The 15,639-nt window shown below is 40.3% G+C and carries 17 protein-coding genes and 1 pseudogene; 7 read left to right on the plus strand and 11 right to left on the minus strand.

The annotated features are described in order from the left end of the window. Positions 1–71: 71 nt before the first annotated feature. From OO184_RS23295 to OO184_RS23305, 3 genes and pseudogenes are all read left to right on the plus strand, one after another. Positions 72–257, plus strand: a pseudogene (locus OO184_RS23295) (hexitol phosphatase HxpB); the annotation flags it as partial. Positions 258–480: 223 nt separating this feature from the next. Beyond that, positions 481–1,029: a metal-dependent hydrolase gene (locus OO184_RS23300; protein ID WP_265381213.1), complete on the plus strand. Its 549-nt coding sequence runs from the start codon at positions 481–483 to the stop codon at positions 1,027–1,029. Positions 1,030–1,216: 187 nt separating this feature from the next. Further along, on the plus strand, positions 1,217–2,608 hold the full coding sequence (locus tag OO184_RS23305; RefSeq protein ID WP_265381214.1) for an L-cystine transporter: 1,392 nt from the start codon (positions 1,217–1,219) through the stop codon (positions 2,606–2,608). Positions 2,609–2,674: 66 nt separating this feature from the next. On the opposite strand, the gene htpX is transcribed toward OO184_RS23305, so the two are convergent. The 4 genes from htpX to msrC all read right to left on the minus strand — a co-directional run bounded on the left by htpX (position 2,675) and on the right by msrC (position 7,401). After that, positions 2,675–3,562 (minus strand): protease HtpX, encoded by an 888-nt coding sequence (htpX, locus tag OO184_RS23310; RefSeq protein ID WP_265381215.1) that lies wholly within the window; start codon positions 3,560–3,562, stop codon positions 2,675–2,677. A 467-nt stretch (positions 3,563–4,029) separates the two neighbouring features. Beyond that, a complete protein-coding gene (gene prc / locus OO184_RS23315; RefSeq protein ID WP_265381216.1) occupies positions 4,030–6,081 on the minus strand; it encodes a carboxy terminal-processing peptidase in 2,052 nt (683 codons plus the stop codon). Positions 6,082–6,100: 19 nt separating this feature from the next. After that, on the minus strand, positions 6,101–6,808 hold the full coding sequence (gene proQ / locus OO184_RS23320) for an RNA chaperone ProQ (RefSeq protein WP_265381217.1): 708 nt from the start codon (positions 6,806–6,808) through the stop codon (positions 6,101–6,103). A gap of 95 nt (positions 6,809–6,903) precedes the next feature. Next, positions 6,904–7,401 carry a free L-methionine (R)-S-oxide reductase MsrC gene (gene msrC / locus OO184_RS23325; protein ID WP_265381218.1) on the minus strand — a complete coding sequence of 166 codons (498 nt, stop codon included), beginning with the start codon at positions 7,399–7,401 and terminating at the stop codon, positions 6,904–6,906. 664 nt (positions 7,402–8,065) lie between these two features. On the opposite strand from msrC, the gene OO184_RS23330 reads away from it, so the two are divergent. Further along, positions 8,066–8,308 (plus strand): DUF1480 family protein, encoded by a 243-nt coding sequence (locus OO184_RS23330; protein ID WP_049581254.1) that lies wholly within the window; start codon positions 8,066–8,068, stop codon positions 8,306–8,308. Positions 8,309–8,533: 225 nt separating this feature from the next. Here the strand turns inward: OO184_RS23330 and OO184_RS23335 are convergent, their stop codons facing one another. The 4 genes from OO184_RS23335 to ftnA all read right to left on the minus strand — a co-directional run bounded on the left by OO184_RS23335 (position 8,534) and on the right by ftnA (position 11,008). Continuing rightward, positions 8,534–8,875 carry a YebY family protein gene (locus OO184_RS23335; protein ID WP_088374431.1) on the minus strand — a complete coding sequence of 114 codons (342 nt, stop codon included), beginning with the start codon at positions 8,873–8,875 and terminating at the stop codon, positions 8,534–8,536. Positions 8,876–9,027: 152 nt separating this feature from the next. Further along, on the minus strand, positions 9,028–9,921 hold the full coding sequence (gene copD, locus OO184_RS23340) for a copper homeostasis membrane protein CopD (protein WP_265381224.1): 894 nt from the start codon (positions 9,919–9,921) through the stop codon (positions 9,028–9,030). Between the two features lie 2 nt (positions 9,922–9,923). Next, positions 9,924–10,310 (minus strand): CopC domain-containing protein YobA, encoded by a 387-nt coding sequence (yobA, locus tag OO184_RS23345; protein WP_049581252.1) that lies wholly within the window; start codon positions 10,308–10,310, stop codon positions 9,924–9,926. Between the two features lie 194 nt (positions 10,311–10,504). Beyond that, entirely contained in the window at positions 10,505–11,008 is a 504-nt protein-coding gene (ftnA, locus tag OO184_RS23350; protein ID WP_139656279.1) for a non-heme ferritin, read from the minus strand. 315 nt (positions 11,009–11,323) lie between these two features. Between ftnA and OO184_RS23355 the strand changes: the two genes are divergently transcribed. Beyond that, positions 11,324–11,554: a DNA polymerase III subunit theta gene (locus OO184_RS23355; RefSeq protein WP_265381219.1), complete on the plus strand. Its 231-nt coding sequence runs from the start codon at positions 11,324–11,326 to the stop codon at positions 11,552–11,554. A 49-nt stretch (positions 11,555–11,603) separates the two neighbouring features. Here the strand turns inward: OO184_RS23355 and pip are convergent, their stop codons facing one another. The 3 genes from pip to OO184_RS23370 all read right to left on the minus strand — a co-directional run bounded on the left by pip (position 11,604) and on the right by OO184_RS23370 (position 13,417). Then, entirely contained in the window at positions 11,604–12,557 is a 954-nt protein-coding gene (gene pip, locus OO184_RS23360; RefSeq protein ID WP_265381220.1) for a prolyl aminopeptidase, read from the minus strand. Between the two features lie 198 nt (positions 12,558–12,755). Beyond that, on the minus strand, positions 12,756–13,130 hold the full coding sequence (gene yebF / locus OO184_RS23365; protein WP_265381221.1) for a protein YebF: 375 nt from the start codon (positions 13,128–13,130) through the stop codon (positions 12,756–12,758). A gap of 107 nt (positions 13,131–13,237) precedes the next feature. Beyond that, entirely contained in the window at positions 13,238–13,417 is a 180-nt protein-coding gene (locus OO184_RS23370; RefSeq protein ID WP_036781980.1) for a YoaH family protein, read from the minus strand. 139 nt (positions 13,418–13,556) lie between these two features. Between OO184_RS23370 and pabB the strand changes: the two genes are divergently transcribed. Both pabB and OO184_RS23380 read left to right on the plus strand, forming a co-directional pair. After that, entirely contained in the window at positions 13,557–14,939 is a 1,383-nt protein-coding gene (pabB, locus tag OO184_RS23375; RefSeq protein WP_265381222.1) for an aminodeoxychorismate synthase component 1, read from the plus strand. After that, on the plus strand, positions 14,936–15,499 hold the full coding sequence (locus OO184_RS23380; protein WP_265381223.1) for a CoA pyrophosphatase: 564 nt from the start codon (positions 14,936–14,938) through the stop codon (positions 15,497–15,499). The genes pabB and OO184_RS23380 overlap by 4 nt, the downstream gene beginning before the upstream one ends. Positions 15,500–15,639 lie beyond the last annotated feature (140 nt).

A 15,639-nucleotide genomic window follows, 5' to 3' on the forward strand; every position in this document is an offset into this window, starting at 1 on the left:
ATGTCCTTTCATTTACCAATAAAAGCGGCCATTTTCGATATGGACGGTTTACTGATTGACTCTGAACCCTATTGGATATCGCTCCGATAAATTGTGTAGCTCTGGAAGATTCATTCAATGGAATGATAGCAACGAAAGCTGCAAGAATGCGTTCAATTGTTGTGCCATCAGCTCATCATTTTGATGATCCGCGTTGGGTTTTAGCAGATATTAAACTACGTTCACTCGAACAACTAACTGTAACGAACATCATCTGATTATAACTTTAGCTGCCATCATTTATGTCGATGGCAGTTTCTTATTGTTCACACAATAGCCGTAGCGCTTATGTCTTATTCTGTCAAATAAAAATTTAATTAAATATTAACGTTATATATTAATAAATAAGATATTTTTACTTTTTACCCTCTATCTTACCCACATAAAACCCTCTATACTTCGCCGACTGTATGGATAGACAGTCATTAGTCAGAGGAATTTATGACAGCAGAAGGGCATCTTTTATTTTCGGTTGCCAGCATTATTTTGGCACACAAGCTAGAAATAACGCCGGAGATAGCTAATGGAGACTGGTTGCATATGCTACCAGGGGTGTTGCTTACTGCCTTGTTGCCCGATATCGATCACCCTAATTCAACCTTGGGTAGGTTATTCAGATTTATCTCCATTCCTATTGCCAAACTCTGTGGTCACAGAGGATTTACTCACAGCTTACTTGCTCTCATATTAGGGATTACTTTATTTTGGCTAAAAATACCGGAAGAGTGGTTAATCCCAACTGATTTTTTTCATGCCATGATTGTTGGCTATTTGAGCCATCTGATTGCAGATATGCTAACACCCGCTGGGGTGCCGTTATTATGGCCAATCAAAATACGCTTCTGTCTACCTGTGCTTGGCAAACAAGGAAACAAAAAAGCAGAAAGGTTTATTTCCGCCCTATTAATCGTTATTGCCGTTTTTCTACCGGAAAATATTGAATACTCTATACTTTTTTACATAAATCGTATCAAAGATCTCTATTTATAATGCTCTAATTGACTAAAAATAAATCTTAAAAGTCACATTTGTTATATTAAATTCTATATAGTTATAAATGAGAATAGTTTAAGCTGGTACTATATTCCCCAACTGCTTGTTGTAATGTGTTCGTTTGCAAACTTACACGGTTCGATACAGCTTATAACTTAACTAAATTGAATTCTGGAGTTTGGGGATGAATTTTCCACTCATTTCGAATGTGCTCGTCTTCGTAGCACTGCTTTTGCTATTGTCAAAAGCCAGTTCACGGCAATGGAGCTTGTCGAAAAAGGTTTTTGCGGGCCTTGCCATTGGCATTATTTTTGGCTTAGCACTGCAACTAGTTTATGGCTCTGATAGTACCATAGTGAAGGAATCTATATCATGGTTCAACATTGTAGGTAATGGCTACGTACAGCTTCTACAAATGGTCATTATGCCTCTGGTATTTGCCTCTATTTTGAGTGCAGTTGCCAAATTACACAAAGCATCTTCTCTAGGAAAAATCAGTTTTCTAACCATTGGAGCGTTGCTATTTACTACAATGATTGCAGCGCTTATCGGTATCATGATTATCAACCTGTTCGGCCTGACTGCTGAAGGTTTGATTCAAGGTCCTCAAGAAGCAAACCGCCTGTCTGCCATCGAAAACAACTACGTCAGCAAAGTCTCTGATTTATCTGTACCACAACTGATTTTATCTTTTATTCCTAAAAATCCATTTGCAGATTTAACCGGCGCTAATCCAACTTCTGTTATCAGCGTTGTTATTTTTGCAACCTTCTTAGGTATCGCAGCCCTGCAAATGTTGAAAGATGATCATGAGAGGGGTGAACGCATATTAGCCGCCATCGATACCATACAAGCATGGGTCATGAAACTGGTCCGTCTGGTTATGCGCTTAACGCCGTACGGTGTTATGGCTCTAATGACCAAAGTTGTCGCCAACTCTAATATCCATGAAATTTCAAAACTGGGAACCTTTGTTATCGCATCCTACATTGCGCTAGCGCTAGTATTTGTTGTTCATGGGGTTCTGCTCTCTCTCATCGGCATCAATCCATTTAGATTTTTCAAAAAAACCTGGCCGGTATTGACCTTCGCATTCACCAGCCGTTCCAGCGCAGCCAGTATTCCTCTGAATGTCGAAACCCAGACACTCCGTATTGGCGTACCAGAATCAATCGCCAGTTTCTCAGCATCTTTCGGAGCAACAATTGGCCAGAATGGCTGTGCCGGGATTTATCCCGCCATGTTGGCAGCAATGGTTGCTCCAACAGTAGGTATAAACCCATTCGATCCTATGTGGATTGCAACACTCGTTGGCATTGTTACTATCAGCTCTGCTGGCGTTGCCGGTGTGGGCGGCGGCGCTACGTTTGCGGCATTGATTGTCTTACCCGCAATGGGATTACCGGTAACGTTGATTGCTCTATTGATTTCTGTTGAGCCTCTCATTGATATGGGCCGCACAGCACTGAATGTAAGTGGTTCAATGACCGCTGGCACTATTACCAGCCAACTGATGGGACAAACTGATAAGACTATCTTCGATCAGGAAGAACAGGTTGAATTAAGCCAACTGTAATTCAACTTCAAAAACTACAAAAAAAGCCGGGATTGATTCCCCCGGCTTTTTATTTTATTCACAATATTATTTATTCAGATATTGTCCACTACGCAGCGCTTCAATACGTTTGTCCAATGGTGGGTGAGACATAAACAACTCACTGAATGTCTTTGATTTACCATTAATACAGAACGCCATCATACTGCCTTCTTCTTGCGGTTCATAACTGGTTTTCAGGCGCTGTAAAGCGGCGATCATTTTCTCACGACCGACCAACTTGGCAGAACCTGCATCCGCATGGAACTCGCGATAACGAGAGAACCACATTGTGATAATGCTCGCCAGAATACCAAATACTATTTCCAACACCATTGAAACAACCATGTAAACAATCGGATTGCCAGAGGAGTTACTCTCTTCCTCATCATTGTTGCCAGACAGGAAGCTTGATACAGCCTGAGCCAATAGACGAGAAATAAAGATAACGAAAGTATTTACTATCCCTTGCAACAAGGTCATCGTCACCATATCACCATTAGCAATATGACTAATCTCATGAGCAATAACAGCTTCTGCTTCTGCCCTACTCATGTTGTCCAATAGACCAGTGCTGACAGCGACTAAAGAAGCATTACGACGCGCTCCGGTCGCGAATGCGTTAATGTCAGGCGCGGCATAAATCGCAACCTGAGGCATGGCAATATTGACCTGTTCCGCTTGACGGCGAACAGTTTCAACTAACCAATGTTCAACTTCATTTGCTGGCTGTTCTATGACCTGACCACCCACAGAACGCAGGGCCATCCATTTGGACATCAATAGGGAAACAAACGCCCCACCGAAACCAAACAGGCCAGCCATAATCATCAGACCTTGTACACTACTCCCCTGAATTCCTGTCAAAGAAAGTATTATCCCGAACACCAACATAACAGCGAGGTTAGTGAGGAGGAACAAAACAATTCGCATCATAAAAACTGGCTTCCTTTATTAATAATCAATGCACTTTCAGAACTACTCTATAAATAAGGCTGCTCTCGCTATATTCAAGGTTTTTAACTTGTTAAGCGATAAAATCAACACAACTTTACAAAATCATAAAAAAACTCGCATCAGCCTAACACCAATTGGTTAAACAAAATACTCCAATCCCCGGTAATGCTGAGAAAATGTGAAACAATTCATCTTTCCTGAAAAGAAAAAACACCCTAAAAAGACTATTCATGTTACTGAAAGCCCAATATACCCGTTATCTTTCAAGCAGCCTCTTTGTTGGCTGCACTCGCTCACCCCAGTCACATAGTTATCTATGCTCCCGGGGATTCGCTCCCTTGCCGTCGCGATGCATCTTGAAATCCATAAGGTATATACCGTTCACTCAAAACATCCTAAGCGAACGGTATTGGGCATTAATCATTGACAGGCTTTAACCCATTATTTTATTTAGATTTAGCTAACATTTTCTCAGCAGGTTGATGCGCTAAATCAAGAGCAATCTTCACTGACTCATCAAGATAGGGATCTGGCCCCTGATAATCTTTAGGTAAATCATCCAGTGAAGTTAACGGCTTTTTACCCTCGCGTTTAAAGCGATCATTTATACGATTCAACTTCAGAGCATCCGCTTCTTTATTCTCTTTCTCCCTTTGCGCATAGTTCAGAGAAACAATATTTTTATGCTCTTTCATCGTCTTATAGTGAGCAATATCCTCATTGATATATTTGAATTCTGAATCATTTGTAATGCGAGCATTGTGAGCGGTATTCAACTGAGGAACCAATGCAGCAATAATTTTAGACCCTGTATAACGGGCAGGAGGAATGCTATCCCAAGGCAAAGCATTATCTTCGAAACTTTCCCCCGTTTCTGCCGGATCAACCCCCGTTGGCATTACGATATCAGGAGTTACCCCTTTACGCTGAGTACTACCGCCATTCACACGATAGAACTTCTGAATCGTATATTGGACAGAACCCAGTGATGGCCAATCAGGACGCATCATTTGATCGTAAATACGACTCAAAGAACGATATTGCTGAACTGTACCTTTACCAAAAGTCGGTTCACCAACAATCAACGCTCGCCCATAATCCTGCATCGCAGCGGCAAAAATTTCAGAAGCAGACGCACTAAAGTGGTCTACCAGAACAACCAAAGGCCCTTTATAGTACACAACTTCATCGGTGTCAGAATCCTGACGGATTTTTCCATTATTATCTCTAACCTGGACAATCGGGCCGCTTGGGAGAAACAAGCCTGATAAAGAAACCGCCTCTGTCAGAGCGCCACCGCCATTGCTACGCAAATCAATGACAATAGCACTGACATGCTGTTTGGTCAGTTTTTGTAATTGGGTTTTAACATTATCAGTCAAACCAACATAAAAACCGGGGATATCAAGAACGCCCACTTTTTCCTGACCGATTGTCTTAACTGACATCTTCACAGCCCGATCTTCCAAACGGATCTGCTCACGAGTTAAAGTAACAATACGTGGTTTCGCCCCTTTGGTATCAGAAATAACCTCAAGTCGCACTTTGCTTCCTTTAGGACCTTTAATCAGCGCAACCACATCATCCAGACGCCAGCCAATAATATCCACCATAGATTTCCCTGACTGAGCAACACCGATAATCTTATCGCCCACATTTAATGCTTTGCTCTTGGCGGCAGGTCCACCAGCAACCAAAGAATTTATAACCGTGTAGTCATCATCTATTTGCAAAACAGCACCAATCCCTTCCAGGGAAAGACTCATTTCTGAGTTAAACTGTTCAGTATTGCGTGGTGAAAGATAATTGGTATGAGGATCAATTTCACGGGCAAACGCAGTCATAATCAATTGGAAAACATCTTCACTTTGACTTTGTGTCAGACGTTTTAACGCAGATTGATAGCGCTTGGTAAGCATCTCTTTGATTTTACTGTCTTCTTTGCCACTGAGCTTGAGGTTGAGCCAATCATACTTAACTTTAGCATCCCAAAGTTTATTTAGCTCTTCCACACTCTGTGGCCAAGGGGCTTTGGAACGATCAACATCAATTGTATCGTTACCATCAAAATTCATTGGCTGTTCAAGACGCGATAAAGCGTACTGATAACGCTCAAAGCGACGTTTCTGTAATAAATTAAACAAGTCATATGGAATTTCCAGATTTCCACTTTCCAATTCCTTGCCTAACAAATTTTTCTTATCGGCATACTGAGCAACATCTGACGCTAATAATATGTTATGGCTGTAATCCAGTATATTGAGGTAGCGGTCAAATATTTTTGCCGAAAAATCACCATTTAAATCAAATTGGCGATAATGAGAACGAGTGAAGCGGGATGTTACCCGCTCGCTCACTGTTGAATGCTGAGGTTCTTGTTTCAATATAGGTAGTTGTTCAATACGAACAGGAACAGCCACTGGACTGTTTGTATTTGCATAACAAGTACCAAAAACTGAAACACCTAAGACAAAAGCCAGTCTGACGAATTTGTTCATGCCCAGGTTGGCCTCCGTATCAGAACTGTAAATGTTCTGCGCGTACAATCATTGCCAAACCGGAAGGCAATTGTACTCGTATACCATCTTTGGCGATTTCAAGCACAGAAGCATCCACTGAACTTTTACCCACTCTTACTTTAATTTCCTGACCAATTTTCAGCGATGAGACATCGACAATCTGAGTAGGTGCAGGTTGAGCAGGTTTAGCAACTGGCTTACGTGCTTGCTGAGGGCGCTTTTGTTGGCGTGGTTGTTGCTGCCGTTTTTCCCCCTCAGTATTGTTAGCACGACGACGAGGAGCTGGTTTCTTGGCTATAGGCCGTTCATTTTTTTCACCAGCAGCCGCATTTTCAGCTTCACGTTTTTTAGCTCTTTGCTCTGCACGCTGTACCTGAACCCGTGCTTTGGCTTCAGTCAGTTGCTGGAGAGCATGTTCAATGTGTTCCGCTTCCAGTTCACCGCACGAATTACCATCAAGGTCAACACGTTGCGCACCTTCTTTAACACCATACAGATAGCGCCAACTTGATGTGTACAGACGTAAGGCGGAGCGCAATTGTGTTTTACTTAAACACTCTTCGTCCTGAATACGTTCAACGATATCTTGAAAAATACCGATCTTTAAAGGACGAGCTTCACCTTCTGCTACGAAACAGAGCGGGAAACGCTCAGCTAAAAAAGCAATAATCTCTTTACTACTATTCAACTTAGGTTGATTTTCCATGAAATTTCCTGATTACAACGGTTTTGCCAACCAGCATAGGCATGAACTGGCGTCATTATAATAGCGTTGCTGATAAATGCCACGTTATCCATATGTTAAGTTACATTCAATTCAACATATTTAGGCACAACGCACTGTTCTAAATGAGCACAAAGCCCATCAATAAGGGCTTGTAAGCCAAATTCGTCTTTCTCGTCGAACCTGTTAAAGACCGTACTATCAATATCCAATACACCGATGACTCTATCGCTTACGATCAACGGCAACACAATTTCAGCGTTACTAGCAGCATCACAGGCAATATGACCTGGGAACGCATGAACATCATCAACACGCTGAATGCGCTTTTCCGATACAGCCGTTCCGCATACCCCCTTGCCAACAGGTATTCTGACACAAGCAATTTTTCCCTGAAATGGCCCTAACACCAACGTATCACCATCAATCAGGTAAAAACCAACCCAGTTAACGTCATGCAAGCGTTCATACAACAATGCACTGGCATTAGCCAGCGTCGCTATTAAGTCATACTCACCAGACAACAGAGCTTTTAAGTCCCCCGTAAGCTCCCGATAGAACTCATTTTTATTCATAATTGACCTATCCGATGAAATTCACAAAACGCATCTCTATTTTTAGATCAAAAAATATCAAATGCCCATAACAATAAGGTTAACAGTCTGTCACACTGACGTAAATTTTTTACTGTCTTTAATAAGATATTCTTTAATTATATTTATTGAGTCCTGGTAAAGGCTTGTGAGATATCACACTACTCACCAAAACATTATCAAAGGTGCAACCAGTACAAATATGATTCACTGTCAGCATCGCTATGCCCTCATACAATAAAATCAAATTGAATTTTTCCACAATTATAAAGATCAATTATCTGATAACAGTGTCGCTCATTAGCCCCTTTCATTTGAGAGTTGACTCGCTGTGTAGTAAAAAACAAAACATTCAAACAATTTATCTGTAGAATTATTGCATTTACCACTCCATCCCTAACACTTTTAATCCTTACTACCACACCAAATAAATATTTCCTACTGAATGTATAAAAGGTCAAAGAATGACAAAGATAAAAAAAGCAATATGACAAGAGTAAGTTTTAGAACGGATAATTATAACAGCAATATCATCTACCGATTATCCAACACAGAAAATATTATTACTGGAAATCTCAGCTATTTGATCTATCCTCAATGATGGCCACACTGGTCTTACCTGTTATCTAAAAGTTAAGGAATAATCATGAACCAGACAAAATTAAGAATTTCCAGCTACGAAATTGATGATGCTATTCTCTCTTTACCTTCCGAAGAGGACGATATCACCATTAGCATTCCTTGTAATTCCGACCGCGAACTTTGTATGCAGTTAGATGGATGGGATGAACACACAAGTATTCCCGCCTTACTAAACGACAAACACATTCTTCTCTACAGAAAACATTATGACAGACAAAAACATGCATGGGTTATGAGGGTGGCCTGATGTCCACAAAACTTGTGACAAAAAAAGGCCGAGTTGACTCCTCTACTCGGCCTAGGGAAAATGGCTCTTAAGAGCCGTGCGCTAAAAGTGTCATTGAGACGTAAAACAACTTACAATTTAAAGCGTAGCTGACATACTTGCATTTTACCAACTTTTTGGATAATAAATAATCAAAAACAACATCTTCCATTAAGCCAAATAGACGCTATCGCTTACTCAATGACATTATCTTTTATCGCACAATGCTAAAGCTGCTTGTTGGAATGGCTCTATACTCATTTTTTGAGTCGGATTTTTGCCATCATCCAATAGAATAATATCCAAAGGCTTAGCATTCACCTTCCCTACCTTCATCATCTCTGTAGCTATATCGTTCAATGGATATTGCACTAGCGTACTTGGATTAATCACAAACAGAGCCTTATTTGCTCTGCAATCCAACATCACTTCCTCCCGTGTAAATGCCCATTTATCACCAAATTGTAGCTTACTCACCGTTTCAATCGGCGCAGCGACATTTTGAAAAGAGAGACAAAACAAGGGAAGTAATAAAAGTAAACGTTTCATAAAGTTACCAAGATAGATATAAAAGCGAGCGAAGTGGATCTTTTCACATACTATGCTATACACTCCGGCTTCTTCCATAATTCACTATATTCAGAGTGAAAGAATAGACTACACCAATAGCACTTATTGAGACAGATAGTTAGTTAAGAAAATCAAACCGGTTGATAAGTAGCAAAAACAGCAACACATAATAAAACCAATGCTCCAAGAATAATTTCAACCCAACTATTGACAATCAACAATTGATAGCGGCCAGGTTGCTTCAATTTAGGAACCAAGATATAGCGGTTAATTAATGCAAGCATCACCATACCCGCCACCAAGGCTATCTTCAGCCATAGCATAGCTTGATACTCACTGCCACTGTATTTCGGCCAGTTCGGCAGCAAAATTAAGCTGTTTATGATGCCAGTCATAATAATCAGGGTTACAGCAACGTGACCATATGTGGAAAAGCGCATCATAGAAATCATAATCTGTTTATCCAACCCTATAGCCGATTCATTGTGTATCCGTAAAAATTGCAGGCATAGCAAAAAGGGCCATAATCCACCAAACCAATACCCAACACTCACTAAGTGAATTACCTGATTAATCTGAGAAAAAATACCTGTCATCCCATCATGCATTACCGAATGGCCCATAAAGGCATGGCAGGAAAGTAAAACGGTAGAACTGATTAACATCAGAATATTTCTGGCTTTTTGTTTACTGATAAACAAAAACCCCGTAGCAACTATTGAAATCAGTATTTGCCATTGCCAAACTTTACCAAAAGTTGTTCCCAGTACTGCCAACCAGATTTCTAGATTATAAATATCCTGCCAGCCATCACCCATTATTCCCGCTTGAATTGCCAACCATCCAATTGTTGTTATTAATGTCACAACGGTACTGATAATTACCCCTAAACGAAGCCGCGCATCAATCAGAACAGATAAACGCTCAGGAACCAGGATGGCAGTAAATACGCTAAAACCAAACATTAACATAACTGCCACAAAATGGGCGAAACGACAAAGAATATACAACGCCGCCAGAGACATCATTATTTCACTGTAAAGCTATAGACACCTTTAGTCTTATGCCCATCAACAGAGACCACGCTCCAGTTAACATCATATCTCCCTGTCGTTAATTTATCTTCGATAGGCAGAATCAGTTTTGTATTAGTTGCCGGATCAAGCTTCAATTTTCCGGTTTTAATGGGTCTATTCTCCGGGCCAATCACTTTTACTTTACTAAAATTCAGTTCAATACCTTCAGAAAAGCCTAGTGTGATTACCTGCGGTGTATTTTCTACAGTAGTATCTTCTGCCGGAATTTGTTCTGTCAAATGCGCATGGGCTAAAGCCTGCTGGCAAGATATGCCAACAAAAAGAACAATTAAAGCAGATAATTTTCGGCAAAAAGAGCGGATTGCGCTAATGGTCATCAATAACCTCTTAATTTTCAAATGAATCTCTATAAATTGTCATCATTTTATATCAAAAGAGTTATCTTATCTGCGATAACTTACGATGAGAATTACGTCTTGTGAACTATCGCGCAAAAATAAAGGAAAACCGCAGCATTGACTTTAAATACCTAAAGTTGTTGCGACTACTGCGGCTAATTAATTCCATTTCATTAGACAGGATTTGCAGCAGCCAGACCTTTCAGATCCTTATCTAATAGGAAGAGTGCCTTACCATCCTCACCAACCATATCCAATTTATCAAGGATAGATTTAAACAATTTCTCTTCTTCATGCTGTTCTGCTACATACCATTGCAGAAAGTTAAAAGTAGAATAATCCTGCGTGGTTATCGCCAAATGAGCAAGTTTATTAATTTCGGCAGTAATGAACTTCTCGTGTTCATAAGTGCTATTGAGTACATGGGTTATAGATTTATAATCGGCCGAAGGCGCATCAATTTGCCCCAAACGCGGCATTGCACCTGTATCACTCAGATAATCAAACAAGCGATGCATATGCTGCATTTCCTCCTGAGAGTGTGATTTAAAAAACGCAGCGGCTCCTGGCAACCCTTGTTCACTGCACCATGCACTCATTTGCAGATATAAATTCGCAGAATAGAACTCCAGATTCATCTGCTCATTTAATTTATTAATCATTTCTTGGTTTAACATAATGGATACTCCAGTCATTAATTCCCCTGTATTATGCCAATTAAATCAAAATAATAAAACCCAATAAGAGAAAATAAATTAAATATATATATCACATTGAAATATAAATATATTTTTCAATAAAAAAAATGAAAATGAATCTCATTTAATATATTTAAATGAAAATGAATTACATTTACAAAATAATCTCCATCAAAGAATTTTTATATTTAATGATAATGAATATTATTTATATTTATAAAATAATCAATTCAGACCTTGCCAGAAAAACCTGTCTGGATTAGTTTTATCGCTTTGTGAATGAGAGAGACACTTATGAAACATAATCTGGCCGAGCTTTCCACAGAGGATATGGATAAAGTGAATGCTGACTTGGCAGCCTCCGGTGTAGCTTTTAAGGAACGTTACAATATGCCAGTACTTCCCGATACGGTTGAACAAGAGCAATCCGAGCATCTACGGCAATATTTTCAACAACGTTTAGTGCATTATCGCCAATTATCCAAACAATTTTCCCGTTTACCCTACGAGCCCAAAAACCGCTGATCAGCCAGTAAGAATGGGTAACCACCGGATAACCGGTGGTTATATCCAATTACTGATCGGCAAACCTATCCGTTGCACTAATAAGTTGATGTAAAATACCCGGCTCATCAAATGAATGTCCTGCTCCTTCAATGACATATAATTCCGCTTCCGGCCATGCCTGCGCCAGATCCCAAGCATTTTGCACCCGACAAGCCATATCATATCGGCCATGAATGATAACTGCCGGAATATCCCGTATAACGTCAATATTATTCAGCAGTTGCTGCTCCTCATTCATAAACCCCTCATTGATAAAATAGTGGTTCTCAATTCGAGCAAATGCTAGGGCAAACTCATCTTCTGTAAAACATTCCACGCTATCTGAAGGAAGCAACGTTACCGTCTCCCCTTCCCACAAACTCCAGAGACGAGCAGCTTCTAATTGAACCTGACGATCATCACTGGTCAATCGCTTATTATATGCTCCGATAACATCCTTTCGTTCTTCCTCCGATAAAATAGATACCGTTCGTTGCCATTTGTCAGGGAAGAAATTAGAAGCGCCATCCTGATAATACCAGTACAACTCTTGTGGCCTCAGCAAGAAAATTCCCCGAAGAACTAATTCAGAAACGCGTTGAGGGTGAGTCTGGGCATAAACTAAAGATAAAGTTGAACCCCACGAACCACCAAATACCAGCCATTTTTCCACGCCCATCAATTGACGTAAACGCTCAATATCTTCAACTAAATGCCAAGTGGTATTATTTTCCAAGCTGGCATGAGGTTTTGAACGCCCACAACCACGCTGATCAAACAGCATGACATGATATTTCTTGAGGTCGAATAACCGACGGTGATAAGAGGCAATACCACCGCCTGGCCCGCCATGAATAAACACAGCAGGCTTACCTACAGGATTACCACACAATTCCCAATAAATTTGATGACCATCGCCTGTATCCAAATAACCCGAACGATAAGCTTCACAAGCCGGATATAATTTTCTCAATTCTGACATAACACTTCCTTTACTGACTAACACCAAACCTGGTATCCGTCTATACCCGTTATCTTTCAAGTTGCCTCTTTGTTGGCTGCACTCACTCACCCCGGTCACATAGTTATCTATGCTCCCGGGGATTCGCTCCCTTGCCGTCGCGATGCATCTTGAAATCCATTGGGTATAATGACGGGTAGAGATAACTAGCAGAAAATGTTATTTCAATTCGCTATAGCTAATCGTATTTTGCTGACAATCAACGACAACACGGTAATCTTTGTCACGCTTAGAACCACGAACAGTCAGCGGAATTTTTAATATATCTTTATCGCCAGTAATATTTTCTGCCTTTATCCACACCACGGGCTTAGACGTTCCCAACTGCGTTCTGTCTTCTGACCAATGGTGAATACGGTTTTGCAGAAAATCACGCTTTACTTGAGCGGCAATTTGCGATTTGGTTAAATTATCGCAAGAAATAAATTTATCAACACGTTTGTTCTCCGATACAGCGGATATTGTGAATGAAACAGTGAGCAAAAGTGCAGCACCCGATAGGCCAACTCTGTTAATGATATGACATGCTTTCATACTACCTCCCGTTAATATCTCAAAATAAGAGATTAAATATGGAGCTAACCTAACATGTCAGGTAAAATAAATGTGTGATTATTGTTAAATAAATAATTTAATTATGTTCATTTTTCATCATCAAACACTACATTAACCTGTTCTTTTCCTCGATGCTGTTCACGGATTTCTTGTGCAACCAACGCAATCGCTTCCCCACTACTCATTCCTTCAACCATCAATTGCTGAATTTTTTCTACTGCTAATTGCTGTTCCTGATGGGATAAAGTTGGCATATCTGAAAACATGGTAATAACCTCTATAAAGTGATCTATGCCGAAGAGTATAGCGATTTTTAACTCAAGTCAGGAGTGGATTTCTATGTTAATCTGTAAGGACTGAAATCAAGACTAACTTTTGCATTACAACTGCTAAACCAACGCCATTATGAGTACTTCACTACAAAAACGACAATTACCCTATCAACCAGACGCTGCCATCAACTATTTCGCGCCAATTTCAAACCAGCCTTGGGCAATGCTGCTCCATTCTGGTTCTGCCGACCATCCTCATAATCGGTTTGATATTCTGGTTGCAGAGCCACGGATAACATTACTCAGTCATAATAAATCAACTGAAATAAATGAAAATGGCGATAGCTATATTACTGAAGAAGATCCCTTTTACCTGTTAAAAAGACAGCTAGAGAAATTAAATATAACGGCAGAACTTGATCCTGATTTGCCATTTCAGGGCGGCGCACTGGGCCTATGGGGATATGATCTTGGGCGTTATATTGAAGAATTACCATCACAAGCCCAAAATGAGCTCTCATTTCCAGACATGGCAATAGGTATTTATGACTGGGCACTGATTGTTGATCATCATAAAAAAGAGGTGATTTTATGCAGTTACAGTGATGTTGATACGCGCCTGAACTGGCTTACTTCTCACCAAACTTCTCACCAACTTTCACCAAAAGCAGCTTTTACATTGACCAGTGAATGGCAGTCAAATATGAGCGCCAAACAATATAATGAGAAAATTAACTGCATTCATCAATATCTGTTAAGTGGTGATTGTTATCAAGTTAACCTGGCACAACGATTTTGCGCTGATTACCAAGGAGATGAATGGCAAGCATTCATAAAACTTAATGAGAGCAACCGCGCCCCTTTTTCAGCCTTTATTCGTTTACCGGAAAACAGCGTTATCAGTGTCTCTCCTGAACGTTTTTTACTGCTGGAAAATAAACAAATTCAAACCCGCCCGATTAAGGGAACACTACCACGCTTAGGTGATACAGAAAAGGACGCCCTGCAAGCTGAAAAATTAGCGACTTCGAAAAAAGACCGGGCCGAAAATCTGATGATTGTCGATTTATTGCGTAATGATATTGGCCGGGTAGCCACACCGGGGTCAGTTAAAGTTCCTGAATTATTTATGGTTGAACAATTCCCTGCCGTTCATCATCTGGTTAGCACAATCACCGCAACATTGCCAAATGAACAACATGCCACGGATCTATTACGTGCCTGTTTTCCCGGCGGTTCTATTACCGGAGCTCCTAAAATCAGAGCGATGGAAATAATAGAAGAGCTTGAACCTCATCGCCGACATGGATATTGTGGTTCAATTGGTTATATTAGTTTCTGTGGCACAATGGATAGCAATATCACCATTCGTACCCTCTTAACAGAGAAAGAACAAATATATTGCTGGGCCGGTGGCGGAATCGTCGCCGACAGCATTGCTGAAAAAGAGTATCAGGAAACATTTGATAAGCTGAATCGTATTTTGCCACAACTAGGGAAAATAAAAGTAATATGATATCTCTGTCTGATTTCGTTAACAGATTTCAGTTACAACTTCCACTACCACCTAAACGGCTTTTAGATAATAACCGCCATGCTGCGGTGTTATTACCGATCATCTGCAAACCGAAACCAACATTATTATTGACCCGACGCTCCGATACCTTACGATCACATGCCGGTCAAGTAGCCTTTCCTGGAGGAGTTGCTGATCCTAAAGATAAATCAATAATCGCAACAGCATTACGAGAAGCGGAAGAAGAAGTTAACATACCTCCTCAAAAAGTTCAGATTCTAGGACAACTGGCTCCTTTAAATAGCATCAGCGGCTATCTGGTAACACCTATTGTCGGATTATTGCCTCCCGGATTATCCCTCCACAGTAACCCGACAGAAGTTTCTAAAATATTCGAAATTCCTCTATCTGAAGCGCTTTCACTTTCAAGTTACCATTATCTTGATGTTAATCGCCGTGGTCAGCAACATCGTATCTATTTTTACTGGTATCAGCAGCATCTCATCTGGGGATTGACAGCGACGATAATTCATCAATTAGCTCAACAAGTTCAAGTTTGATCCAAATCATTTAGGGATAATCAATTTGTATTTTTTTTGCCCATTTTTGTCACTGTTGCTATCATAATTCAAAAAAAACTGTAAACTCCCTTATCAACACTACTAAATCACAGTAAAGTAGCGTACCCCAATATATATAA

It is taken from the genome of Photorhabdus aballayi, from assembly GCF_026153155.1.
In the GTDB taxonomy this organism is placed as follows: domain Bacteria; phylum Pseudomonadota; class Gammaproteobacteria; order Enterobacterales; family Enterobacteriaceae; genus Photorhabdus; species Photorhabdus luminescens.

Bases quoted from the DNA above. Each gene is read 5' to 3' on its own strand.
- prc (WP_265381216.1), bottom strand. From the start codon at position 6,081: ATGAACAAATTCGTCAGACTGGCTTTTGTCTTAGGTGTTTCAGTTTTT.
- pip (WP_265381220.1), bottom strand. From the start codon at position 12,557: ATGTCAGAATTGAGAAAATTATATCCGGCTTGTGAAGCTTATCGTTCG.
- OO184_RS23355 (WP_265381219.1), top strand. From the start codon at position 11,324: ATGAAACATAATCTGGCCGAGCTTTCCACAGAGGATATGGATAAAGTG.
- OO184_RS23305 (WP_265381214.1), top strand. From the start codon at position 1,217: ATGAATTTTCCACTCATTTCGAATGTGCTCGTCTTCGTAGCACTGCTT.
- msrC (WP_265381218.1), bottom strand. From the start codon at position 7,401: ATGAATAAAAATGAGTTCTATCGGGAGCTTACGGGGGACTTAAAAGCT.
- copD (WP_265381224.1), bottom strand. From the start codon at position 9,921: ATGTCTCTGGCGGCGTTGTATATTCTTTGTCGTTTCGCCCATTTTGTG.
- OO184_RS23330 (WP_049581254.1), top strand. From the start codon at position 8,066: ATGAACCAGACAAAATTAAGAATTTCCAGCTACGAAATTGATGATGCT.
- OO184_RS23335 (WP_088374431.1), bottom strand. From the start codon at position 8,875: ATGAAACGTTTACTTTTATTACTTCCCTTGTTTTGTCTCTCTTTTCAA.
- pabB (WP_265381222.1), top strand. From the start codon at position 13,557: ATGAGTACTTCACTACAAAAACGACAATTACCCTATCAACCAGACGCT.
- OO184_RS23370 (WP_036781980.1), bottom strand. From the start codon at position 13,417: ATGTTTTCAGATATGCCAACTTTATCCCATCAGGAACAGCAATTAGCA.
- htpX (WP_265381215.1), bottom strand. From the start codon at position 3,562: ATGATGCGAATTGTTTTGTTCCTCCTCACTAACCTCGCTGTTATGTTG.
- ftnA (WP_139656279.1), bottom strand. From the start codon at position 11,008: ATGTTAAACCAAGAAATGATTAATAAATTAAATGAGCAGATGAATCTG.
- OO184_RS23380 (WP_265381223.1), top strand. From the start codon at position 14,936: ATGATATCTCTGTCTGATTTCGTTAACAGATTTCAGTTACAACTTCCA.
- OO184_RS23300 (WP_265381213.1), top strand. From the start codon at position 481: ATGACAGCAGAAGGGCATCTTTTATTTTCGGTTGCCAGCATTATTTTG.
- proQ (WP_265381217.1), bottom strand. From the start codon at position 6,808: ATGGAAAATCAACCTAAGTTGAATAGTAGTAAAGAGATTATTGCTTTT.
- yobA (WP_049581252.1), bottom strand. From the start codon at position 10,310: ATGACCATTAGCGCAATCCGCTCTTTTTGCCGAAAATTATCTGCTTTA.
- yebF (WP_265381221.1), bottom strand. From the start codon at position 13,130: ATGAAAGCATGTCATATCATTAACAGAGTTGGCCTATCGGGTGCTGCA.